Origin of the sequence: Streptomyces sp. NPDC001410 (assembly GCF_042895235.1) — a bacterium.
Taxonomy (GTDB): domain Bacteria; phylum Actinomycetota; class Actinomycetes; order Streptomycetales; family Streptomycetaceae; genus Streptomyces.
Genome location: NZ_JBIAWE010000037.1, coordinates 14,306 through 36,058, shown reverse-complemented (window position 1 = coordinate 36,058; position 21,753 = coordinate 14,306). Strand labels below are relative to the sequence as shown.

General features: G+C 69.2%; 21 protein-coding genes and 3 pseudogenes. 9 read left to right on the top strand and 15 right to left on the bottom strand.

The features are described from left to right. The coding region (locus tag ACFY3C_RS44610) for a hypothetical protein (RefSeq protein WP_390775016.1) at positions 1-872 on the top strand (872 nt) is incomplete at its 5' end. Next, positions 767-1,150, top strand: a complete 384-nt coding sequence (locus tag ACFY3C_RS44605; RefSeq protein WP_390775015.1) for an HNH endonuclease — start codon at positions 767-769, stop codon at positions 1,148-1,150. The genes ACFY3C_RS44610 and ACFY3C_RS44605, both read left to right, overlap by 106 nt. Before the next feature lie 286 nt (positions 1,151-1,436). On the opposite strand, the gene ACFY3C_RS44600 is transcribed toward ACFY3C_RS44605, so the two are convergent. The 5 genes and pseudogenes from ACFY3C_RS44600 to ACFY3C_RS44580 form a co-directional block, all read right to left on the bottom strand. Next, positions 1,437-1,580: a hypothetical protein gene (locus ACFY3C_RS44600; protein ID WP_390775014.1), complete on the bottom strand. Its 144-nt coding sequence runs from the start codon at positions 1,578-1,580 to the stop codon at positions 1,437-1,439. Between the two features lie 460 nt (positions 1,581-2,040). Next, a complete protein-coding gene (locus tag ACFY3C_RS44595) occupies positions 2,041-4,161 on the bottom strand; it encodes a tetratricopeptide repeat protein (protein WP_390775013.1) in 2,121 nt (706 codons plus the stop codon). A 1,102-nt stretch (positions 4,162-5,263) separates the two neighbouring features. Then, positions 5,264-5,797 (bottom strand): IclR family transcriptional regulator, encoded by a 534-nt coding sequence (locus tag ACFY3C_RS44590; protein WP_390775012.1) that lies wholly within the window; start codon positions 5,795-5,797, stop codon positions 5,264-5,266. A 51-nt stretch (positions 5,798-5,848) separates the two neighbouring features. Next, positions 5,849-5,905: pseudogene (locus ACFY3C_RS44585) on the bottom strand (helix-turn-helix domain-containing protein); the annotation flags it as partial. A 130-nt stretch (positions 5,906-6,035) separates the two neighbouring features. Next, the gene (locus ACFY3C_RS44580) at positions 6,036-6,440 is read right to left on the bottom strand and encodes a hypothetical protein (RefSeq protein WP_390775011.1); all 405 of its coding nucleotides are present in this window, start codon (positions 6,438-6,440) and stop codon (positions 6,036-6,038) included. Between the two features lie 115 nt (positions 6,441-6,555). On the opposite strand from ACFY3C_RS44580, the gene ACFY3C_RS44575 reads away from it, so the two are divergent. Further along, the gene (locus ACFY3C_RS44575; RefSeq protein ID WP_390775010.1) at positions 6,556-7,326 is read left to right on the top strand and encodes a transposase; all 771 of its coding nucleotides are present in this window, start codon (positions 6,556-6,558) and stop codon (positions 7,324-7,326) included. A gap of 184 nt (positions 7,327-7,510) precedes the next feature. Here ACFY3C_RS44575 and ACFY3C_RS44570 read toward each other — a convergent pair whose 3' ends face one another. Both ACFY3C_RS44570 and ACFY3C_RS44565 read right to left on the bottom strand, forming a co-directional pair. Continuing rightward, on the bottom strand, positions 7,511-8,107 hold the full coding sequence (locus tag ACFY3C_RS44570) for an NADPH-dependent F420 reductase (RefSeq protein WP_390775009.1): 597 nt from the start codon (positions 8,105-8,107) through the stop codon (positions 7,511-7,513). 41 nt (positions 8,108-8,148) lie between these two features. Beyond that, positions 8,149-8,967, bottom strand: a complete 819-nt coding sequence (locus ACFY3C_RS44565) for a 3'(2'),5'-bisphosphate nucleotidase CysQ (protein WP_390775008.1) — start codon at positions 8,965-8,967, stop codon at positions 8,149-8,151. A gap of 139 nt (positions 8,968-9,106) precedes the next feature. Between ACFY3C_RS44565 and ACFY3C_RS44560 the strand changes: the two genes are divergently transcribed. Beyond that, entirely contained in the window at positions 9,107-10,012 is a 906-nt protein-coding gene (locus ACFY3C_RS44560) for a LysR family transcriptional regulator (protein ID WP_390775007.1), read from the top strand. Between the two features lie 227 nt (positions 10,013-10,239). Further along, positions 10,240-10,776: a TetR/AcrR family transcriptional regulator C-terminal domain-containing protein gene (locus ACFY3C_RS44555; protein ID WP_390775006.1), complete on the top strand. Its 537-nt coding sequence runs from the start codon at positions 10,240-10,242 to the stop codon at positions 10,774-10,776. Positions 10,777-11,266: 490 nt separating this feature from the next. Here the strand turns inward: ACFY3C_RS44555 and ACFY3C_RS44550 are convergent, their stop codons facing one another. The 4 genes from ACFY3C_RS44550 to nadC form a co-directional block, all read right to left on the bottom strand. Further along, positions 11,267-11,446, bottom strand: coding sequence for a TetR/AcrR family transcriptional regulator C-terminal domain-containing protein (locus ACFY3C_RS44550; RefSeq protein ID WP_390775005.1), 180 nt, complete (start codon positions 11,444-11,446; stop codon positions 11,267-11,269). 380 nt (positions 11,447-11,826) lie between these two features. Then, positions 11,827-12,120 (bottom strand): DUF1330 domain-containing protein, encoded by a 294-nt coding sequence (locus ACFY3C_RS44545; protein WP_390775004.1) that lies wholly within the window; start codon positions 12,118-12,120, stop codon positions 11,827-11,829. A 385-nt stretch (positions 12,121-12,505) separates the two neighbouring features. After that, positions 12,506-13,363 (bottom strand): PhzF family phenazine biosynthesis protein, encoded by an 858-nt coding sequence (locus ACFY3C_RS44540; protein WP_390775003.1) that lies wholly within the window; start codon positions 13,361-13,363, stop codon positions 12,506-12,508. Then, entirely contained in the window at positions 13,351-14,244 is an 894-nt protein-coding gene (gene nadC, locus ACFY3C_RS44535; protein WP_390775002.1) for a carboxylating nicotinate-nucleotide diphosphorylase, read from the bottom strand. The genes ACFY3C_RS44540 and nadC overlap by 13 nt, the downstream gene beginning before the upstream one ends. Before the next feature lie 333 nt (positions 14,245-14,577). On the opposite strand from nadC, the gene ACFY3C_RS44530 reads away from it, so the two are divergent. Further along, positions 14,578-15,057: a winged helix-turn-helix transcriptional regulator gene (locus ACFY3C_RS44530; RefSeq protein ID WP_390775019.1), complete on the top strand. Its 480-nt coding sequence runs from the start codon at positions 14,578-14,580 to the stop codon at positions 15,055-15,057. A 106-nt stretch (positions 15,058-15,163) separates the two neighbouring features. Here the strand turns inward: ACFY3C_RS44530 and ACFY3C_RS44525 are convergent. Together ACFY3C_RS44525 and ACFY3C_RS44520 are read right to left on the bottom strand one after the other, a co-directional pair. Beyond that, positions 15,164-15,334 (bottom strand): annotated as a pseudogene (locus tag ACFY3C_RS44525) (PHP domain-containing protein); the annotation flags it as partial. A gap of 257 nt (positions 15,335-15,591) precedes the next feature. Next, positions 15,592-16,224, bottom strand: a pseudogene (locus ACFY3C_RS44520) (DNA polymerase III subunit alpha); the annotation flags it as partial. A 47-nt stretch (positions 16,225-16,271) separates the two neighbouring features. Between ACFY3C_RS44520 and ACFY3C_RS44515 the strand changes: the two are divergent. Together ACFY3C_RS44515 and ACFY3C_RS44510 are read left to right on the top strand one after the other, a co-directional pair. Then, positions 16,272-17,834: a site-specific integrase gene (locus ACFY3C_RS44515; RefSeq protein WP_390775001.1), complete on the top strand. Its 1,563-nt coding sequence runs from the start codon at positions 16,272-16,274 to the stop codon at positions 17,832-17,834. Between the two features lie 553 nt (positions 17,835-18,387). Continuing rightward, complete coding sequence (locus tag ACFY3C_RS44510; protein ID WP_390775000.1) at positions 18,388-18,921, top strand: hypothetical protein; 534 nt, start codon at positions 18,388-18,390, stop codon at positions 18,919-18,921. A 27-nt stretch (positions 18,922-18,948) separates the two neighbouring features. Here the strand turns inward: ACFY3C_RS44510 and ACFY3C_RS44505 are convergent, their stop codons facing one another. Both ACFY3C_RS44505 and ACFY3C_RS44500 read right to left on the bottom strand, forming a co-directional pair. Then, entirely contained in the window at positions 18,949-19,293 is a 345-nt protein-coding gene (locus ACFY3C_RS44505) for a hypothetical protein (protein WP_390774999.1), read from the bottom strand. Between the two features lie 60 nt (positions 19,294-19,353). Then, positions 19,354-20,145, bottom strand: a complete 792-nt coding sequence (locus ACFY3C_RS44500; protein WP_390775018.1) for an IS5 family transposase — start codon at positions 20,143-20,145, stop codon at positions 19,354-19,356. Positions 20,146-20,568: 423 nt separating this feature from the next. Between ACFY3C_RS44500 and ACFY3C_RS44495 the strand changes: the two genes are divergently transcribed. Continuing rightward, positions 20,569-21,660 (top strand): medium chain dehydrogenase/reductase family protein, encoded by a 1,092-nt coding sequence (locus tag ACFY3C_RS44495; RefSeq protein ID WP_390774998.1) that lies wholly within the window; start codon positions 20,569-20,571, stop codon positions 21,658-21,660. The last annotated feature ends 93 nt before the right edge of the window (positions 21,661-21,753 follow it).

The following is a 21,753-nucleotide window of genomic DNA, read 5'->3' as shown; positions in this document are numbered from 1 at the left end:
CGTCCACCCGCGTGCTGGACCCCATCGACGAGTCCACCCGCCTGCTGGACCCCATCGACGAGTCCACCCGCCTGCTGGACCCCGCCGACGAGTCCACCCGCCTGCTGGACCCCGCCGACGAGCCCACCCGCCTGCTGGACCCCGCCGACGAGCCCACCCACGTGCTGGACCCCAGCGACGAACACGCCCCCATAACCCGCCCCGCCCCTACCACCGAACACCCCCCGGCCCACGAAAACGGCCCGAACGACGCCGAGTACAGCGCCACCGTGCTGGCCAGCCACTGGATCCAGCGGCCCGAGCCCGACGACACCGACACTCTCGTCACACCGCCGGGCGCGCAGATCACACCGACCGCACCGACGCGGCCCGATCGTGTCGAAGGCACCGTGCTGCGTTTCGGCCCGGGAGTGACGGCCGCCGTCGCGCACCGCACCGATAGGACGCTGCCCACCGTGCCACCAGCCCCCGCGCCCCCGCGTCGGCGCATGCGCAGACACGCTCTGCCCGCGCTGGTGCTGGTCTGCGTCATCGCGTTCCTGGCCTGGCAGCACCTCCAGCCGCCCGTCGGGGTGCGCACGGTGGCAGTCGCTGTCCGGCCGACGACCGTCGGCTGCGACGGCACCGCGGACATCGTCGGCCTGGTCACCACGGACGGCCGGCCGGGCACGCTCTCCTACCGCTGGAGCCGAAGCGACGGCACCGCCTCGGCCGTCCTACGGGAAACGGTGGCCCGGGGCCAGAGGCAGGCACGGCTGCACCTCCTGTGGACCTTCCAAGGCAAGGGCCACTACAGGGCACGAGCCGAACTGCGCACCCTCACTCCCACCCACCGCACAGTGGCCACGCACCTCACATACGACTGCCCCTGACCACCCGTCAGCCGTCTGTGGACGGTTGTGAGTGCGGGCATTGCCTGACGCCTGTGCCACGCGAGGCCGATCCCCGTGACCCGCGCGCGCTGCAAGCCGACCACATCACGGCGATGGCCCAGGGTGGGGCGGATACGCGGGACAACATGACGATCTCGCACCGGTACTGCAATGCGGGCCGGTGGGGGTTGGGCCGGCGGGATTTGCCGGCGCAGGTGGCGGAGCGGCTGGCGCGGGCCGTGGTGGCGCACGAGGCCCGTCGCGGCGAGGCGCTTTGAACGCGGTCTGGATCCTGTGGACGCAGGCGGCCGGGCCGTTCGTAGGGGTGGCGGCTACTTTAGGCAGCTTGCGCCAGCGCGAGTTGATCGCTTTGCGCCGACCCCGGATCAGGCCCGCGACGTGGGTCACCACGTTGCTGGACAGGGGGAGTTCACCTTGGTAAGTCCGTGCGGGTGCGCCTTCGGCAGGGCGGTTGTCGTTCGTCACACAACGCCAACACCCGCCGGGGGCCGCGCCTTTATGCCCCAATCCGGACACGACGACATCGACCGGGCCGGCGGAGGTTCAGGCGGGCCCGGTGAACAGTCGCGGGGCCTGCTCGCGCAGCCAGCCCCGGTCGGCCAAGCGCTTCATCCGCGCGTGCATCGCTTCGACCTTGCGCGGCTCGGTCCCGATGCCGAGGCGTTCGCAAATTTGCTTGCACCGCACGGGGCACCCGCCTTGGCCGCCGTAGCCAACTCCCGCTGGTACTCGGCCGACAGATCACAGGGTCCGGCCGCGTCCTTGCGGTACGGCACCACCCGTCCAGGCTCCACGTCGCCGGCCGTGGCCGCATCACCGTCCCCGGCACCCTCTGCGGCCGCCTCGTCCTCGGCGAGCAGTTGCGCGACAACCTGCTCCGCCGCCGCGACCCGGGCCGGCTCGGCCTCGGTCTCCGCCAGATGGCTCGCTCAGCACTTCGGCGTGCTCAATGAGGTACGCGCGGCGTGCGCCGCTCCGCTCAAGTATCGGGTCCACCAGGTCCCCCTGCTGCTCGAGTGATGCCACCGCCACGGATCGTCGGCGCACCCGCACCAGCCGTGCAGGAAGAACAGATCGCTACTCAAGAGCCCGTGACGGACGATCAAGCCCGTCGATCATGCCCCTCTGCTGCACAGCGTCAGCCAGGTCACGGCGACGATGGTCGCGCTGGAGCCTTCGTCTGGTGGATGTCACCGATCGTCTGCCACAACCGCTGCGCCTGCTCCCGGTGCCGGCGCGCCAGGTCGTGGAAGCCGGCGGCGGCGTCCAGGTCGCCGATCAGTTGCCAGCACGTGGCCTCGTCGTGGCGGTCGCCGTGCCGGTGGAACAGGTCCGCCGCGCGCTCCAGCGCCGGGCTCGCCCGGTCCCGGTCGTGCTGACCGGCGTACACGCGGCCGACTTCCAGCAGCGTGTACGCGGCGCACCGCTCGTCGGCCAGTTTCTCGAAGGTGGCCAACGCCTGCCACAGGCAGCGCAGCGCCTCGTCCGGATCACCGCGCCGATCGTGCAGCCGGCTGACCCGCCGCAGCACGACCGCCACCCGATGCCCGTCGTCGAGCGCCCTGGCCTGGCGCAAGGCCGCGCTGAACCAGGACTCCGCCTCGTCGAGCTCGCCCTGCATGAGCCGCATCACGGCCATCGAACAGGACAGCTGCGCTTCGAGGTGCCGGTCGCCCTCACCGACCGCGATGGCCAGCGCCTGCTCGACACGATCGGCGGCTTCGCCGTAGCGGCCCTCCACCCGGCTGACCGTGCCCAGCATCGCCACCGACAACGCCTCGCCGCGCTTGTCCCCGCCGTCCTGGCAAAGCCCGATGGAGGACTCCAGGGCACGGGTCGCCCCGTCGAACTCGTCTCGGTAGATGTGCAGCTGGCCAAGACCGCGCAGCAGCACCGATGAGCCGCGTACGTTTCCAGCGGCCTCGGCCGCGTCCAACGCGAGCCGGTGCCCGTGCTCCCAGTCCTGATACAGGCACCGGTGGTCGTAGTAGGTCACAGTGCCGGCCGCCAGCTCCCAGGCCAACTCGTCCAGTCCCCAGTCCGCCGCCAGTTTTACTGCGCCGAGCAGAGTGTCGCGTTCCGCGTCGAACCAACCGACCGGGTCGGCCATCAGCCGGTCCACGACCGCGTCGGGCAGCGACCGGCGTGGCGCCGAACCGGGCGCGGCGGCCAGCAGCCCGGTCGGCAGCCGATCGGTGCCGCGCCCGGCCAGCTCGAGCCAGGCGGACAGCACCCGGATGATCGCGTCCCGCTTGTCCGCCGCCGGCAGCTGGGCGGCGATCTCCACTGCACAGGTCCTGATCAGGTCGTGTAGCCGGTAGCGCGGCTGGCCGATGGCGTCGGTGGCGGTGAGCCGCACCAGGCTGGCGTCGACGAGGGTGTCCAGCACCTCCTCGGCGTCCGAGCGGTCCAGCAGCGGGCCGACCACCCAGCCGGGCAGGGTGTAGGCGCCGAGCAGACCCAGCAGGCTCAGCGCGCGCACCGCGTCGGCCGGCAGCAGCCGCAAGCTGAGTTCGACGCTGGCTCGCACGCTGAGATCCCCGATCCTCAGCTCGGCCAGCCGCCGGGACTCATCCTCGATGCGTTCCCGCAGCACCCGCAGCGACCAGGCCGGGCGGCCGGTGAGCTTGGCGCCGGCGATCCGGATCGCCAGCGGCAGGTTGCCGCAGCAGTCGAGGATCGCGTCGGCCTCCGCCGGTTCCCGCTCGACCCGCCGCCGCCCGACGATGCCGGTGAACAACTCCCGCGCCTCGGCCGGGCTCAACACGTCCAGGTCGATGTGCCGGGCGCCGGGAAGTTGCGTCAGCAGAGTGCGGCTGGTGATCAACACTGCACAGCCGTCGGCCCCGGGCACCAACGGCAGCACCTGATCGGCGTGACCGGCATCGTCCAGCACCACCAGCATCCGGCGGTCCGCCAGCAACGACCGGTAGAGCGCGGCCCGTTCGGACAGGCCGTTCGGGATCGCGCTGCCGGCGATCGAGAGTGCACGCAGCGCCTCGGCCAGCATCAGCGCCGGGTCCCGCGGCTCGTCCGATGTCCCGGCGAGGTTGATGTAGAGCTGGCCGTCGGGGAAGGTGGCGCTCGCCAGCCGCGCGGCGTGCGTCACCAGACAGGACTTGCCGACACCGGGACCGCCCACGATGACGGCTACCGGGGCCCGGGTCGGCGCCGACCCGTCGAGTAATCGGGCGACCTCGGCAAGCGCGTCGGCTCGGCCCACGAAGTCGGGTACATCGAGCGGTAGTTGGCGCACCGGCATCGCCATATCCGGTTCGGTGGCCGCGGCGCCAGGACTTTCCGGTCTTGTGTCGGAGGGACCGCTCGCAGGGGCAGGAGCCGCCAGGGCGGGCAGCTGTTGGGCGCTTGTTCTTCCAAGGCGTCGCCGAGGGCCGCAACAGCCTCGCTCAGGCGGCGAAACGCCTTCGTGGGCAGGCCAAGGCGCCTGACTCCTCGCTCCAGCGGCTCGCGCATGTGTCGCTCACAGACCACGAAATCCGCGTACCCGGCAGCGCAGGACAGGTAGACCATATCCGTGAGGTCGTTCCTCTTCCATTGCGTGCCCCTGTTGAGGTGCCTGTTGTGGAGCATCTCGCGGTAAAGCCCTGTCGCAGGTAGTGCGCTGAAGCCTTCCATCGGCTGCTTCTGTGACCACTGTTGGAGCTCTTGCTGAGACAGCCCAGCCGCATGCGCCTCTTCCGCCAGCTCCCGCCGAAGATCGGCGAAAAGGAAGGCATCGATAGATCGACGCTTCTGCTGCGAGTCCCACTTCTGGGCATCAAGCCAGTCGCTGAATTGCTGATTTGCCTGGACCCACCCTGGCTCCGGGCCAGGCTCAACGCGCTCAGCATCGAGCATGACGTCTATGTACGCAGAGGCAGACGTCAGGGCAGCTAGGCGGAAGGCGTCATCGGCAGAGAAGTACGAAGGTGGCGAATAGGGCACTAGCCGACTCGGCGAGTGGAGCGAGTTCGGCGCAAGCGTGAATGCCGACGCCGCTCGCGCATCGTCGGCTTTGCCCAGCCAAGAGCGGAACATCCCACCGATTTCGTCACGCCGCACCTGAAGCGGATCACGCATCTGCCAGCCCCGACTGAGCTGGAGAATCGTCAGACCTAGGCGGTACCGCTTGTCTGCCAACGACCACTTGGTCGTCTCGTGGTAGTGACCAGCGGAAGTGTTCATCTTTCGTCTCACCGTGGCTGGCGACCCACCCGAGCCTCTGCCATGGAAGGGAGCGACACGCTGGGCAGGGCCTGAGCAGTGGCCGGAGTTATGGATGTTCTGTTGACGGGATGTCTGGAGGGCTGGATCCCGGATGGGCGGATCACGTTGGAACCTTGAACACCTCGGCACTTCGGCCCCCGTTGTCACTCTGCCCTGGCGATCGTGGTGGCGGTCTCCTGCAGGGCCGTGGCAACCGCGGGCATGTCCTGCTCGCGCAGGCGCACGGCGGGTGCGTGCACAGAGATCGCGGCGAGTGGTTCCCCGATACGGTTGCGGATAGCCACTCCGACGCCGTGTAGGTCGTGTGCGCTTTCCTCGAGGTCTGCAGCCCATCCCCGGGCCCTGATCTCCTCCAACTCGACCTCGAGCAGCGGCCAATCAGCGATGCTTCCTGCCGCCGTGGCGGCTAGCTCAGTAGGAAGTGTCGCGCGTACCTCTGCCGGGTCACACAGTGCGAGCAGCGCCTTGCCCGCCGCTGTGACATGAGCGGGGAAATCCTGGCCGAGCGGAACGCTGACGCGCAGGACCTGCCGGCACTCGACTCCATCGACCAGTCGGACGACGGCTGCATCCAGGGTGTAGAGGCACACGGTCTCCTGCAGCTTCTCGGACAGCTCTTCCAGAGGTCTACGAGCCTGCCGTCGAACGTCCAGCTGGGCGATCGCAGCCAGTCCCATGCGTACGAGCTGCGGCCCCGCTGAGTATCCGCGCTGGCCCGGATTGTGGCGCAGGGAGCCTGTGCGCTGCAGGGTGACCAGGATGCGGTGTGCGGTGGAACGTGAGATGCCTAAGGGCCGTCCCGTAACTGCTGGTCACGGGTGAGATGGACTTGTCGTGGCGGGTGTGATCACGTCGTCGGCGCCGTACCGGATAGCCCCGTGAGCCGACTTCTGGCCGCTCTACTTGTGGCCCGCCTCACAAAGGCAGCCAACTGAGCCACCCCACGGGCGTGCCGCCCGGTTCGCACATGCTGTCCGGGTGGCCGGGCGACACGTACCACACTGCTAGCTCCGGCCAGAGCAGCATCGCACTGGCAAGGATCGTCAACACCATTGGCAGCAAGAGGCCTCGGCGACCCGTCATCTTGCGCATCACAGCCCACAGCACGGTGGACACGGTCGCCACGCCGGTCGACGCGACCACCCATGCAACGAGCTGGTAGGAGCCGTTGGTGCCGATGTCGCAGTTCGCCCAGGTACTGACCAACACCAACGACGCCACATACCCGGACCCCAGAAAGACCACCCACCCGATCAGCCAGGCGGCCGCGCTGTACTCGGCTTTCTTTCCCGCGGGGGAGCGTCGCTCCGTTGTCTCCACGCATGTACCTTCCGCCGGGGATAGTGCGCCATAGGGGCGGCCGGCCATCAGTCGCCCCGTCCTTGCGGCGCGTGATGCTACAACGGGCGCCGGCCACAAGTGAGATGATCTTGGTGTGGCTGGTGTGATCAGGGCGTCGGAGCCCTCGTGGATAGCCCCGTTCACCGGGGTGAGCCCGCGCTGTTTCACCAAGCTGGTGACCGCGCTGCGCCGCGAAGGTGTCGATGAGGTGCGGCGGGGTCGGCCATGGAGCCTGCCGCTGGAGGACCGGGTACTGCTGGTTGCCGCGTACTGGCGGACGAACCTGACGCTGCGCCAGCTGGCCCCGCTCTTCGGGATCTCGAAATCCGCGGCCAACCGCATCATCGACCAACTAGGTCCGCTGCTCGCACCCCAGCCACGTCGGCGGTTCCGCAAGGACGCCGTCCTGATCGTGGACGGCACGCTCGTGCCGACCCGTGATCACCGGGTCGCGGAGCAGTCGAAGAACTATCGGTACTCCACCAACCACCAGGTCGTCATCGACGCGGACACCCGGCTGGTCGTGGTGGTCGGCCAACCCCTGCCAGGCAACCGCAACGACTGCAAGGCGTGGGAACTGTCCGGGGCCAAGGCGGCCGTCGGTAGGACCACGGTGATTGCCGACGGCGGCTATCGGGGCACTGGCCTGGTCATCCCGCACCGGCGCGCGAAGGGGCAGACGGAACTGCCGGCTTGGAAAGAGGAGCACAACACCTCACACCGCCGGGTCCGTGCCCGTGTCGAGCACGTCTTCGCCCGCATGAAGGGCTGGAAGATCCTGCGCGACTGCCGACTGAAGGGCGACGGTGTTCACCACGCCACGCTTGGCATCGCCCGCCTGCACAACCTCGCCCTCGCCGGTTAGGCGGGCGAGCCCCGCAGCGATCCCCCGCGCTCTCATCGACTGGGAGATCATTTACGGGACGGTCCTTAGGCCAACGTCGACTCCGCGACCAAGTCGGACAGTACATGCCACGATCGTGTCCCACCGGGAACCCATCCATGCCACGCGCCGGCTCCGGCTACCTCCAGCCGGCGCAGCTCGACAGTCAGCGGGCGATTGAGATCGCGAAGGGTGTGAATCCGGTGGACCGGATGACGTGCGGGACGAACAGGATCGCGGCCTCCGTGGCGCGGGCGGTCTGGATCCCGCCGAGATCAGTGATCCACTCCTTGCGCCAGCCGAGGTCGGTGAGCAGTTCACGGACGGTCTGCTTGGCCTGCGGGTCCTCGCCGGAGAGGAACGCGGTCGGCGTCTGGGTGAGCGTGGCCGGCGAGGTCATCACCGGGAAGAGCATGGTGTTGAGTGTCTTGACGACGCACGTTTCGGGGAGCGCTTCCTGGAGCTGTTCGGCGAGGCTCGAGCCGGGGTAGATCAGGTCGGCGGGAAGTCCGTCCGGTCCGTCGACGGTGGCGTTGGAGACGTCGACGAGGATCTTGTCCCGGAGTTCTTCGCGCAGAGCGACGAGCCGGTCCAGCGAGCCGGCACCCGGGGTGGCGTTGATGACGATCCGGGCAGTCCGGGCGGCGTCGGCGGCGGCGCCCGGCGCGCGGTCCGCCACGGTCACCTCATGCCCTGCCAGGGTGAGGGCTGTGGCCAGGTTGCCGCCGACGCGGCCGTTTCCGAGAACTGCGATCGTGGTCATGATGATCTGGTCCTTCCGTGCGTGCAGGTTGTGGTGCGCGGTCAGCGCGAGAGCGTGGCGACGGCCTCGGCGTGGACGCCGGGCGCGGCAGCCAGGAAGCTCTCGCTCTGCGGGGTCCAGAGGCGGCCCTCGGCGTCGGAGATCTGTCCGCCGGCCTCGGTGACGAGCAGCGCCCCGGGCAGCAGGTCCGCGCGGGCGCCGGCGAACTGCCAGAAGGCGTCGATCCGGCCGGCGGCCACGTTCAGCAGGTGCAGGGTCGCGGGCACGGCGGTGCGGACGACGAGCGCGTCGAAGAGCATCGCGGTGATCGAGGAGCCGACGCGCCGCACGACCTTCTCGTCCTCGTCCGGCCGGGCCTGGCTGGTGGCCACGATGCTCAGGCCGAGGTCCGCGGTCTGGGAGACGTGCAGCGGCCGGCCGTCGAGGTGGGCGCCCGCGCCGGTGAGCGCGGTGTAGGTCTCGCCGGTCAACGGCAGGTGGACTGCGGCGAGCACCGGCTGGTTCTCACGCACGAGGGTGGCGGTCACCGCCCACTCCGGCAGGGCGTGCAGGTGGTTGACGTTGCCTTCGGCCGGATCCACGACCCACCATTCGCCGGGCGGCAGCGCCCCGCCGTCCAGTTCGTCCTCCACCCAGCCGGCGTCCGGGCGCAGGCGCGTGAGGCGGGGGCGCAGGATATCGAGGGCCGTGTCGTCGTTGGCGGCGAGCGCGCGCATCAGCTCTTCGCGGGTCTGGTAGCGGACCACCTCGCCGAAGCGCTCGCGCAGCGCCGAACCGGCCGCGCGCACGGCGTTCGCGGTCTGGGCGAGCAGGTCGGCGTCGGAGGCGGCGACTGCGGTGGTCTGAAGCGTTTCGGACATGGTGGTATTCCCGTCTGAGGAGGGGTGCTGAGGCCGGTCGAGGGCCGAACTGCGCGTTACTTCTTGCGCTTTCGCCTCAACGGTATGCAGCCCCGCAATTAACTTCAAATGCATGTCAGGCACGGCTAGGATTACTCGCATGCAATTGGATTTGAACCTGCTCGCCGCGCTCGACGCGCTGCTGGAGGAGGGAAGTGTGGCCGGGGCGGCGGCGCGCCTGCATGTCACCGCCCCCGCGATGAGCCGGAGTCTGGGCCGAATCCGGCGCACGACCGGGGATCAGATCCTGGTGCGCACCGGCCGCACGATGACCCCGACGCCGTATGCGATCGCCGTCCGGGAACAGGTGCACGAGCTGCTGCACCAGGTCCAGGGGGTGCTGGCACCGAGCCGTGAACTCGATCTGGCAACGCTGGAGCGCACTTTCACACTCCGCTGGCACGATTCCCTGGTCGCCTTGAGCGGCCCCGCACTGCTCGCGGCCGTGCGCGGACAGGCGCCGGGCGTGCGATTGCGCTTCATCGCGGAATCGAGCATCGACACCCCCGAGTTGCGGCGCGGCGAGGTCGACCTGGAGGCGAACGCCAACTGCCCGAGCGCACCGGACATCCGTGCCGAGAACGTGGGCGAGACCCGCCTCGTCATCGTCGTGAGGCAGGGGCACCCCCTCACCCGCGTCAGGACGGTCACCGCAAAGCGGTACGCCGCCGCTGAGCACGTCACCGTCTCGCGACGTGGAAACCTCAGCAATGCCCTCGACGACGCCCTCGCGCGGCTCGGCCTCACCCGCCGCGTGGTGGCTACCGCGCCCACGGAAGCGGCCGCGCTGGAGTTCGCGCGCGGCTCCGATCTCCTGATCAGCGTCCCCGAAGCCACCACGCGGTCAGCGGTCGCCGACCTCGGCCTGGTCGTGCTCCCCCTCCCGCTCGAACTGCCGTCGGCACCGATATACCTGTCGTGGCATCAGCGCTACGACACCGACCACGCCCACGCCTGGCTGCGCGGGCTGGCGCGAACCGCGCTGGCCACGTGCGGAGCGCCGTAGTCGGCGCCGTCCGGCCGCTTCACCCATACGTCCACGGTCCACGCGACCACCACGGCGATCTGCTTGAACGTCAGCAGCGGCTTGTCCGTGCGGGTGCTGGCCGTGGAGGCGGCCAGACCGACGCCTGCGGCTCACAATCGCGGATCGCCGGTGTGCAGATCAATCTCACCGGGATTTCCTGTACCTCAACTACTCACGCCCCGATCCCGGAGCCGAGGGACCATAGGGTGAACACAACGGTCGTCGGCGCCTCGCAGGCCGCGGCACACGTGGCGGGACTCGCCGCCTACCTGCTCTCCACGTCGAAGGATCTGACCCCCGCGACCGTCGGAGAGGCCATCACCATTCTGGCTGTCCCCGACCGCCTGCTCGATCTGCCAGTGGGCAGCCGAACCTGCTGGCGTTCAACAACGCGTCGACCGGCTGACCATCTCCCTACAGAGGGCACGTCGATCGTCGGCTCCGCCGACTACGCCGCCGCCTTCGCCCTCGTTGCCCAGCAGCGCTTGCAGACGCCGACGACCACGGACGATCCCGCGACGGACGCGGCGTCGCAGAACCTGGCGGACCGCATCGCCCACTTCGCCGGCGCCGGACTCCTGGACACGGACAACCCACGCCTGGCCGCCGACCACTTCAGCGCCCTGACCGTCCTGCTGGCCTACGAACGGCAACCGATCCCCGCCACCGCCGACCCGGAAAAGGTCCGCCAGACCATGGCTGACGGAGCCCACGCGTTCATCCGCGCGTACGCCACGCGCTAGGAACGGGCTCCGTACCCGCGTGAGGCCGGAGTCGGGAACGCGCTGGGCGGGACGCCACTTCTGGATGTCTCCGAACCGGGTCTGTTCTCGTATGGCTGCGGCGAGGCGGCGTGCGTCTTGATCGTGACGGCGGACTCAGCGATTCCCGGCTCCATACCCGGGCCAACGCCGCCGCCCCCAAGACGACGCGGTCACCGGGCCCGGCTCGCTCGTTTGACCCAGATAGGTGAGTCAGCGCCGCGTATCGCCGGGCGCGAGGAGGCTGGTCAGCTCCGAGATCGCCTCGGGAGGGCTTGAAGTAGCGGATCGACTTCCCCCGGGGCTGGTCGCCGAGCTGGCCCAAAAGCAGATACGACGAGGCGTCCGCCGATCCGTGCAAGCCCTGGCGGGTCGTTTCGGGGAATCGCGTTGCGTCGGGGGTTTGGCGCGCGGAGGCCGGCGTCGGGGTGTGGAGTTCCCCGACGAACCCTCAGTTGACGCTGCCGGATCGTCAGGGCCGGACCGGGAGGTTGGCCTCCCAGCCGTCGAGGAGTCGTTCGAGTCCCAGTTCGAACCCGCGCTCGGCGCTGTCGGCCGCGTGGGGAAGGTCGGCATCACGAATGACCCGGGCGAGGAGTGGATGGCGCCCGCTCTTGACGACTTTGTCGAGGTAGGGCGCATGGGCGTCCATCCATTGCTGGATACCGACTCTGGTCCTGGCCGGAGGCCTCTTCGACTACCTCGAAGAACGCTTCACCCGAGCCCTGATCCGCACCACCCTGTCCCGCCTGTGCCGCCCCGGAGACACGTTCTACTTCTCCAACATCGCGACCCCGAACCCGTACGCCGCCCTGATGACCCAGATCGGCCGCTGGAACCTCGTCGAACGCACCCCCGCCGACATCGAGGCCGACGTCCGAGCCGCCGCGCCGCCGGGAAGGAACCGTCGCCGGACCGGACATCACCGCCGATGCCACCGGCCTGACGCTTTTCGCGACGGTGCGGCGCGCTGACGAGCCGGGGTGATCCCCGCAGCCGGCATCGTGTTCCTCCCTGACGCGGCATCGGTCGTCAGTCGAGGCCTTCGATGATGCGGAAGTCGCGCTCGACGCCGTCAGCAAGTACGGCCAGTGCCTCCTGGTAGGCCGCACTCGCGCGTGCGGCGACCGCCTGTTCGAAGCTGTCGAACTCGATCAGGACGGTGCGCTCGGCGATTCCGGCGTCGTGTGCGACGACCCGGCTGCCGCGGGAGAGCAGCCGCCCGCCCGCGGCCTTGACGGCTGGACCGGCCAGCTTGTCGTAGGCAGCAAGCCTCTCAGGGGCTGCGATGGTGCGGTAGACGCTGACCCAGTAGCCCTTGGCCACGGTACCTCCTGTGTTCGGAATTGATGATCAGAAGCATGCTCAGATCCATGGCCGGCGCGCTGTGGGTCAGCGAGCCGACGGAGACGGCGTCGAAGTCGAACGGCTTCGATCAACCGGCTGGGGCTGCGATCGGATTGGTCTCGGGTGAGCGTCGGCGGGCGAGGACGAGCCAGAGCCGGTCGAGTCGATGACTGGCCTCGCCGGAAGGGCCGCGGCCCGGACTAGAACGAAGAGGAGCCGACAAGTAGGTACGAGTCGCACCAGTACGACGTGATCGGCCATCAGCCCTGAGCCCCTGCCACAGATGCCGCCAGAACTGGCCGGGCTCTCACAGGAGCAGTTGGACCTGCTGCGCACCGGCCCCCTCGCCTTGAGCGCGCAGGCCTCATCGCATGACCGTGCGCACGATCGCTGCCTGGCCGCCGACTCGGATCCGGTGTCCCGTGCGGTCGCGGTGGGCGGTCGCTGTGATGGTGGACGGGCTGCCGAGGTGATCACCCATGTCGACAGCGAGGCGGTGTGTGCCGAACCCGGCAGCATGCGCTGCCAGGCAGGCCGTGCTGTTGGCGTTGGCGATGTCCTCGGGGACGCCGATCGACGGGGCGAACATCCGGGCTGTTGCTCGGCCGTGTCGGTCCGGGGGCGAGTAGGCGTAGCAGCCCAGCAGACCGTAGCGGTCACAGGCTGCACGCAACAGGGTTAAGTCCGGCGTGAGTTCGGCCAGTGCGGCGCGGGATCGGATGGGCAGCAGAAGCCTCGGCCGCCCGTTCGACGCCACGCAGGCGTCGCCGGCTACCGCGTCCTGTGTCAGTCCGAGGCCGCCTGCGACTGCCCTCAGTTCGGGTCCACCGGTGCTACGCAGGCTGACCGGGCCCGGGTCGAACGACGCCGTCAGGCCGTCACCGTTTCGGCTTGCCCGACCGTCGAAGCTGCGGTGGGCCGTACGCAGGGCGGCGCGGTAGTCGTGGTCGCCGCCTTCCCGTTCGGCGAGCACGGCGAGGGCGGCGACGGTGCCGTGGCCGCAGGCGGGCAGTTCGCCCTGGGCGGTGAAGAACCGCAGTGTGTACGCGGGCTGACGACGCTCGATTCCGGTCGCGCGGAGGAAGACGGCGTGCGATGTTCCCAACGCCGTGGGAATGCGGCATCGCTCCTCGTCGGTGAACGGCGCATCATCCAGAACGGCGGTCGGGCTGCCACCCGCGCCGTCTCGCTGACACGCGACGACGACCGCTACCTCGGACATGGCACCGGGCCGGTGGTCAGCAGCATGGTCAGGTCCAGTGCGGGCGCGCTGTGCGTCAACGCCCCGACCGAGATGAGGTCGACGCCCGTCCCGGCGATGGCGAGAACTGTGTCCAGGCGGATGGTGCCCGAGGCCTCCAGCAGGATCCGGGAAGCGTCGGCCCGCCCGGCCCGGAACTTCACGACCTGCTCGATGTCGGCCACCGGCATGTTGTCGAGCATGATCCAGCGGGCTCCGGCGTCGAGGGCCTCGGCGGCCTGGGTGACGTTCTGCACCTCGACATCGCTTTCCACGGTCTGCCCGGTGCGCGCCATCCCGCGCCTGACCGCCTCGATCGCGGCGGTCACCCCGCCCGCCGCGGCGATGTGGTTCTCCTTGAGCAGGACCATCGCCGCGAGATCGAGGCGGTGGTTGTGGCCGCCGCCGGCGGTGACCGCGTACTTGTCCAGGGCGCGCAGGCCCGGGGCCGTCTTGCGCGTGTCCAGGATGCGCGCCCTGGTCCCTGCCACAGCTTGGACGTAGCGGTCGGTCAGCGTCGCGATGCCGCACATCCGCTGCAGGAAGTTCAGCGCCGTACGCTCCCCGGTGATCAGGCTGCGCGCCGAACCGGATAGGTGCACCAGGACCTGGCCGTCGGCCAGTCGGGCGCCGTCGGCGACGGCCGGCTCGACCTTGACCTCGGGGTCGACCTGCGCGAAGACCTCGGCGACCACGGGGAGGCCGGCGGCGATGCCGCTTTGCCGGGTGCGGATCTCGGCCGTGGCCACCAGTTCCTCGGGAACGCTCCACACGGTGGTGATGTCCTTCCCTGACGCGTCCTCGGCCAGGGCGGCAGCGGCGGCGGCCCGTGCTGCCGCCGAGGGAAACTCGGTCGTGGTCATCTGGTCTCCAGCTCTGAGTGGATGTTGGCTTGGTGGCGGCAACCGCCGACGAGGCAGCACTGAAGTTCCGCTGGGCCGGTTCACAGGACCTGGTGGATCCTGTACTCGATCTCCCGTGTGCCGGTCATCCGTCCCCCCGCCACGAACAAGTTCCGAGTGAGCCGTCCGTGCGATTCGGCGCCGACGTCGAACTCGGGGCACCATGCGCATGTATCGGTCCTCCCGGCCGGTCTCGCCTCCGTCGACACGGGCTTTCAGGAACGCCTCTCACCCAGGTCGTCGGGGCAGGTGCCACAACAGCCTCCTCCGTTTCGATTTCCGAAGCGGCCGCTGATGCTAGCGTGTCGGTATTCGAAGCATCAACCCTGGAGAGCTGGACATCCCGACATGGCAACGCCCAGGCCTGGCAATCCTGTTCGCGGCTCAACCACCGGCCGCCCCCTCATGGCCGCACTCGATCTGTTCGGGCGGCGGTGGAGTCTGCGCATCCTGTGGGAGCTTCGCGCGGGCCCGCTTGGATTCCGCCCCTTGCAGAAGCGGTGCGACGACATGTCCTCCAGCGTGATGCGGCAGCGCCTGACCGAACTGCTGGATGCCCAGGTGATTCACCAACTACCGGACAGCCGCTACGAGCTCACCCCGCTGGGACAGGAGGCGCGCCACGCCCTGAACCCCCTCGCCCGCTGGGCGGGACGCTGGGCGGCCACTATCGACCCGCAAGGGGCGGACCACACCGACGACCAGTCCGCCAGCCGCGTCTCACATCCGGACACCGTGGACGACGGGACGCCGGAGAGGGACTCCGTGGACTGACGCCCCGCCTCGGATCGGAGGCGGGGCGGGACCGCCGGGTCACGAGGTTGCCGTGGCTCGGCCGAGCGCCGGGGACAGGCGCGAAACCTCCGCCAATCCTCGTGGAAGCAACTGCCAGGTCAACGCCGAAGATCGGGCGCACTCCATGCGCTGCGCACAACTTCGCGAACCGAACGGCCCCGGTGACGTTGTCGCGATCCGTCAGAGCGAGCCACTCCGTGCCCCGCTCGGCGGCTCTCCGTACCAAGGCCTCGGGATGGGATGCGCCGTAGCGCATGGAATAGCCGGACGCTACGTGGAGATGCGTGAGCCCCTCCACGTGCGCCTGGATCTGGTGACGGTGTCGCCTCCGGCATGGCCGCGGAGCTCCAGGTCTGAGACCCTCGAACGGACGGTGGCCCACGCCCCAACTCGGTTGTGTCCTCGGTCACATGAACGCGACCGGAAAGCGACTCTCCGACCCTTGATCACGATCTCGCGCGCAGTGCTTCCAGCCCGCTTGTAATGCGACAGATCGGCGGGGGACACGGCCAATGCCGCGACTCGAGCTGGCATGCCCCCGGAGACGGGGCCGGGGCGGAAGAGGCTGATGTCGGCGACGACGTCCTGCATGTGCCGGGGCTGCAGGCGGCCCACCAGATCCTGCTGACCGGGGCTTTCGAGCTGGAAGAGGACGACGGTGTCCGAGGCCCGGATCATCTCGAAGGCCTGCTCGTCGTTCAGGCTGACGTGATCGGGGTTGTCGAGATCGAGCAGGCGTCCGGTCGTGCGGCGGATCTCGGCGACCGCGTACGCCATCGCGGACTGCATGCGGACGCCCAGGACGTCGAGCTTCAGGAGACCGAGATCTTCGACGTCCTCCTTGTCGGCCTGCACCGTCGGGTAGCCGGCCGGGGTCGGCTGCACCGGAAGCCTGTCCAGCAGCGCCGCGTTCGACAGGATCACTCCGCACGGGTGCATGGCGTAGCCACGGGGCAGCGAGTCCAGGCCTTCGGCGAGCTCCCACAACGGTCCGAACTTCCCCGCCTGGGAGGCGAGTTGCCGCAGCTCCGGCAATTCGGCCAGGGCGCCGCGAATGTCCCGGGCCCGCAGGTGCGGAAAGCTCTTGACGATCTCGCCGACGACCTGCGGCGGAATCCCGAGGGCGAGGCCGGTATCCCGCAGTTCCCTATTGAATTGGCGTGTTGAAGCCGATCAAGAAAGGTGTGCTCGCGGTGAGTTGGCGTGTGTTCTGGGTGCCGCCGGACGCGGTACGGGGCGGAGTTCGGGGCAGGGTCGTCGAGGGATGGGACAACCTGCCCTCTCGCGAGGACGCGGTGGGCGTCATGGCCGGCGACCCCGTCTTCCTGTCACCAGATCACCGGGTGGACCCCCTGCTGAGCCTGTACGGCCAGTCCGGCACCTTCCGGCGCTATGAGGAGGAGACCCGCCGCAACTACGCCACGGACATTGCGCTGCTGCTGACGTTCTTGTGGAAGCGCGGGCGGGTCTGGTTGGAGGCGACGCCGAGGGATCTGGAGGACTACGAGCACTGGCGGCGGAGGGCGGAGGGAAATCCGAGCCGGGTCGGTGGGTCGAAGTGGGGGCGTGAACTGGCCGCGTTCGCTGGCCTGTTTCGGTGGGCTGTCCGTGAGGGCCACCTGGTGCGCAGCCCGCTAGCCGTGCGGCAGATCGTGGGGCGCAACGGCGAGGTGATCTCGGTGCCGGACGCGGTGCCGAAGGACGTCCGGCCGAGCAACGTGCACTGGCTGACGCCGAGGACGTGGCGGAAGTGGATCGATGTCGGCCTGCGCGGCCACACACGCGAGGGCATTCCGCAGCCGGGCTGGGCGGGACGGCTTGAGGACCGCAACGTGGCCTTCGTGCGACTGCTGACGTCGTCCGGGCTGCGGCGAAGCGAGGGCGGGTCGCTGCTGACGTTCGAGCTGCCCGTGCGGCGGATCGGCGGGGGTCGGTACTACCGGGGGAAGGTGGCCGCGGCCGTTACCCGCTCGAAGAGGCCGCGAACGTTCTATGTCGCCGCCGACGCGCTCGGCGACGTCGAGGCGTACGTCGATTCCTCGCGGGCGTGGGTGGTCCGCAAGGCCCAGCAGGCCGGCCGGTACGAGCGGCTTGGTCAGCTGCGCCTGGTGACCGAGGTGACGCGAGGGCTCAAGCCGAAGGTCCGGTGGCGGGATCGGCATGACGTCGCTGGGGAGCGGGAGCTGAATCTGCTGTCTGTGCGCGAACGGATGCTGCTGTTCACCGAAGGGCCGCATGGCCCGGAGCCGCTGTGGATGTGGTTGAACGAGCAGGGGATGCCGTTTCGGCCGCACTCCTGGGACGGCGTGTTCCGTACGGCGAACGAGCGGTGCGCGAAGGTGCTGACGCCGCCGAAGTACCTGGGGATGGATCCGCATCAGGTCTTCGCCCCGTACGCGACGCCGCATTCGGCGCGGCACTCGTTCGCGCTGTACATGCTCGTGGTGCTGAACTACCTGATGGACCGGCGGTTCGGGCTGAGTCCGGCCGAGCGGCGGGACTTCCGTTTGCTGTACGGGGATCCGTGGTTCATGGTGCAGAACCTGCTGGGGCACGCCTCCCGGCAGACGACCGTCGACATCTACCTCGCGCCCGTGGCCGACCTGCAGTTGCGGGCGATGCTGGCCACCGCCGATGACGATCCGGACCAGGCGCCGATGCCGGAGCTGGATAGGGTCTTCGCTCGCATCGCCCGGGAGTCGGAGGGCATCCAGGACCTCGACGACCGCCTCGCCCCCTTTGGGGGTGTGGCGTGAGCCGACGCGGACGCCGGGCCGCCCTGTCCCCAGGCGACCACATCCGCCCCGAACCCCTGGATCCGGGCGGGCTCGTCGTCCGGCACGTCGACCGCCACGGCGGGGTGCGGGCGTACGACTTCGCGACGCTGCCGGTCGCCGAGCCGATGCAGCGCTCCCTCGCCGTGCTGTTTGCCGCGCACTGTCATCCCAACCGGTGGGGTAGTCACCGCTCGTCGAGACGTGACGACTCGAAGCGGCCCCACAGCCGCTCGCCTGCGGTGACGACCACACGGTGGGGCCACCGCGGACCGTCATCGAACGCCTGTCGGCGCCAGCGATGGCCAATTCGATGGGGCCGATTGCCGACGTCGAAGCCACTTCAGCGCGGGAGCTCCAGCCCGGGACAGGCCGCGTCTCAGCAGTGCAGCGCATTCAATTTGGTCCATCGTTGATCTATCAGAAGCTGTTGTCTTTCCGAGTTTGAGAGTTGCATTTTCGCTGGTCAGGCATAGGGTCGGCGGTCCCGTGGCAGTGGTGACGTGTCGTGTTGTCGCTCTGGTGGGGGTCGGGGATGCCGTCGGTCATGGGGCTGCTGGAACAGCGGGAGCTCACCGCTCGCCGCCGTGTGAACGAGCTGCGAGAGGAGGCCGACCGCATCCATGCCGAGCTGGACGTAGCCGAGCGTGAGTGGAACGAGTGGGTCATCGCCCGCTCGCGGGTGGGCGAGGTGCTGGCCCCGGACGACGATGGCCCCGCGTCAGAGAACCTACCCGATCGTGGTGAACCGCCGGTTCGTTCCGAACCGGCGGAGGCGGCGAAACCGAAGTCCGTGGTGCCCATGTGGCGCTCGGGGCTGGCCTGGTCGGCGCTGTCGACGGACTACCAGCGCATCCTGCAGGTTCTCGCGGACCGGCACCGGCTCGGTCAAGGTCCGCTGAGCTGCCAGGAGATGGCCGCCTGCTTCGGCCTGGACCCAGCGCCCGGGAAGGTGGAGGCGCTGCGGTCGAAGGCGAAGCGACTGGTCGCCCGGGGGTGGCTGGTCGAGCCGGCGCCGGGCCGGTTCACGCTCGCGCAGGACATGGCCGGGCCAGGCGGCGGGTCATGAGCTTCCACATCAACCGGCAGACCGCGCTCAGCCCCGCAGGGTTTCTCCCTGGGGGTCGTAGCAGACGAGCCCGTGCTCGCGAGCCAGGGCAGCGGCGTACTCGGAGACTTCCTCCGCCCTGCTGTAGGACATGAGCAGATAGACGATCGGGCCCGAGGCCTCATCCATGACGGGCGGTGACGCCCAAGGGCTGCCAAAAACGTCGTCTGGATACCGCTCGACGAGTGCTTCGACATACGCCTGAATGCGCGGCGACGGCTCCGCGAGCACGTCTTCCGAATCGAGGTAACGCTCGTAAAGCTCGTCGAAGACCGCGCCCGCTTCCTCGTCACGCGGCTGCTCCCCATCCCACACAGCCAGGTCGTAGCTCATGTGCGGATGATCGCGTGTGCCGGCCTGGTCGAGGTCACCGCCCCCGGCGCCGGGGCCGGTTCACGCTCGCGACCGGCGTAGCCGGGCAAGGCGACGGGCCATGATCATGGTCATTGACCAGTAGACCATCGCCTCGGCACTGCTGGTGGAGCGCTCGAAGTCGCGCACCAGGCGGCGCCTTCGCATCAGGTGGGCGAAGAACCGCTCGACGATCCAGCGCTTAGGCAGCACCACGAAGCCGCGCGTATCGTCGCTGCGTTTGACGATCGTGAGGACCAGGGCCAAGAACGTCAGGCTGTGCTCGACGAGGCTGCCGGTGTAGCCGCCGTCGGCCCAGACCAGGGCCAGTAGGTGGTGCGCGGCGGCGACCTGGGTGAGCAGGGCCTGGGCGGCGGCGCGGTCGCCCACATCCGCCGCGGTGACCATGACCGCGAGCAGCAGGCCGAGTGTGTCGACCACGACGTGTCGCTTGCGGCCGTTGATCAGCTTGCCGCCGTCGAAGCCGCGGCTGTCCGCACCGACGACGGCGTCCGCCTTGACCGACTGAGAGTCGATCACGCCCGCGCTCGGCTCCGGATCCCGGCCCGCCTGCTCGCGGACCCGGCGGCGGAGCCGGTCGCGGAACTCGCGGACCAGACCGTGATCGCGCCAGCGTCGGAAGAACGCGTAGACCCGGTCCCACGGCGGAAAGTCGGCCGGCATGGCCCGCCACTTTGCGCCGTTATCGACTAGGTAGCGGATCGCGTCCAGCATCGCGCGGTGGCAGTACGCCTCCGGCTGCCCGCCCCGACCCCGCAGCCAGCCCGGCGTCGGCAGCAGCGGCCGCACCGCCGCCCACTCGGCGTCCGACATGTCGGTGGGATAGCGGCGCTCACGCACCCCGGTGTCGACGGCGTTGCCGAACCGGTGAGCCAGGCAGTCACACAGAGGAGTGGCCGAAGTGGACTCCGCCTCGGCGATGCCGTAGAACTGCGGCAACAGGCCTCCTGGACAGCTCGTTGGCGTAGACACCCTTTGAGCTACCAAGAGGCCCTGCTCTCACGCCCGGGCCCGGGCACCATCATCCGATCGAGACTCCCGTTCGAGGAACACCGCTCAAGATCGGAACGACAACAAGCTCTAAGGTGATTCAAGTCCTGAGCATTAGCCAGCGTGGCGGTATCCGTGCTTGCTGCGCACCAGGCAGGTGGAATGAGGCTCAATGCGGTCTTGTGCCGATCGAGTCCGCCGGATTGACCGGATGTACTGACGGGGCGGCGAGCCTAGACTGAAGTGATGATACGTGTCGTCGTCGACCATTTTGGCGGCCCCGAGGTACTCAGGATCGTGGAGGACGACGATCCGCGACCGGGGCGAGGCGAGGTGTGCGTCAGGGTCCTGGCCGCCGGTGTCTCGTTCACCGACGCCCTGCTGCGCGCCGGCTCGTATCTCGGTGTCCCGAAGCCACCCTTCACGCCTGGCTACGAGCTCGTCGGTGTCGTCGAGGAGTTCGGTCCGGGCTGCTCGAGGCTGCGCAAGGGAGACCGCGTTGCCGCGCTGACGGTGTGGGGCGCCTATGCGGAGCGCGTCTGCCTTGCGGAGAAGGACACGGTCGAGGTGCCCGAGGACCTCGACCCGGCGGAGGTCGTGGGACTTGTTCTCACGTACATGACCGCCTACCAGCTGCTTCACCGCGTGGCGAAGGTGAGGAGCGGGGAGACGGTGCTCGTGCACGGCGCGGCTGGCAGGGTGGGCACGGCGGTTCTCGAGCTCGGAGCGGTGGCCGGGCTTCGCCTCTACGGAACCGTTTCGGCTCGAGATCGTCCCGCAGTCGAGCGGCTCGGCGCGGTGGCGATCGACTACCGCAACGAGGATTTCCTGACCGTGGTGCGCCAACTCCCCGAGAAAGGCGTGGACGTCGCACTCGACGGGCTTGGGGGCATGCTGTCGCTTCGCTCCTTCCGCGCGCTCAGACCCGGCGGAAGGCTTGTCCTGTTCGGCCATTACGCCGTGCTTGCCCAAGGACGCAAGAACTGGCGAGGGTGGATCGAGTGGTACGCGGCAACCTTGGGCGTCGCGCTCTGGGGTCTGCTCTCGCCCCACCGACGGGTGCTCGCCTACCATGTCCAGAAGCTGCACGAAGGTCACCAAGTGCTTCCTGTGGGTCGTCGCCGACTACTCCCCGTGGGCGGCGGGCCCCGCTACCCGGACTGGTTCCGGGAGGACTTCCACGCGCTGCTCCAACTGCTTCGTCGTGGCCAGATCCACCCGGTCGTGGCCGAGCGCCTGCCGCTGTCGGACGCCCGTCGAGCACACGAACTCCTCGAGCGCTCGGCGGCGACGGGGAAAGTCGTGCTCGTGCCTCCATCCGAGGACGCCGCTCGCTGATGGTGCGGACGGCCGTGCCGGTCGAGTCAGGGGGCCGTGCCCGGTCCAAAGGCGGGGGCGGCGGATCGGTCCGCCCGGGGCACGGTGATGCTC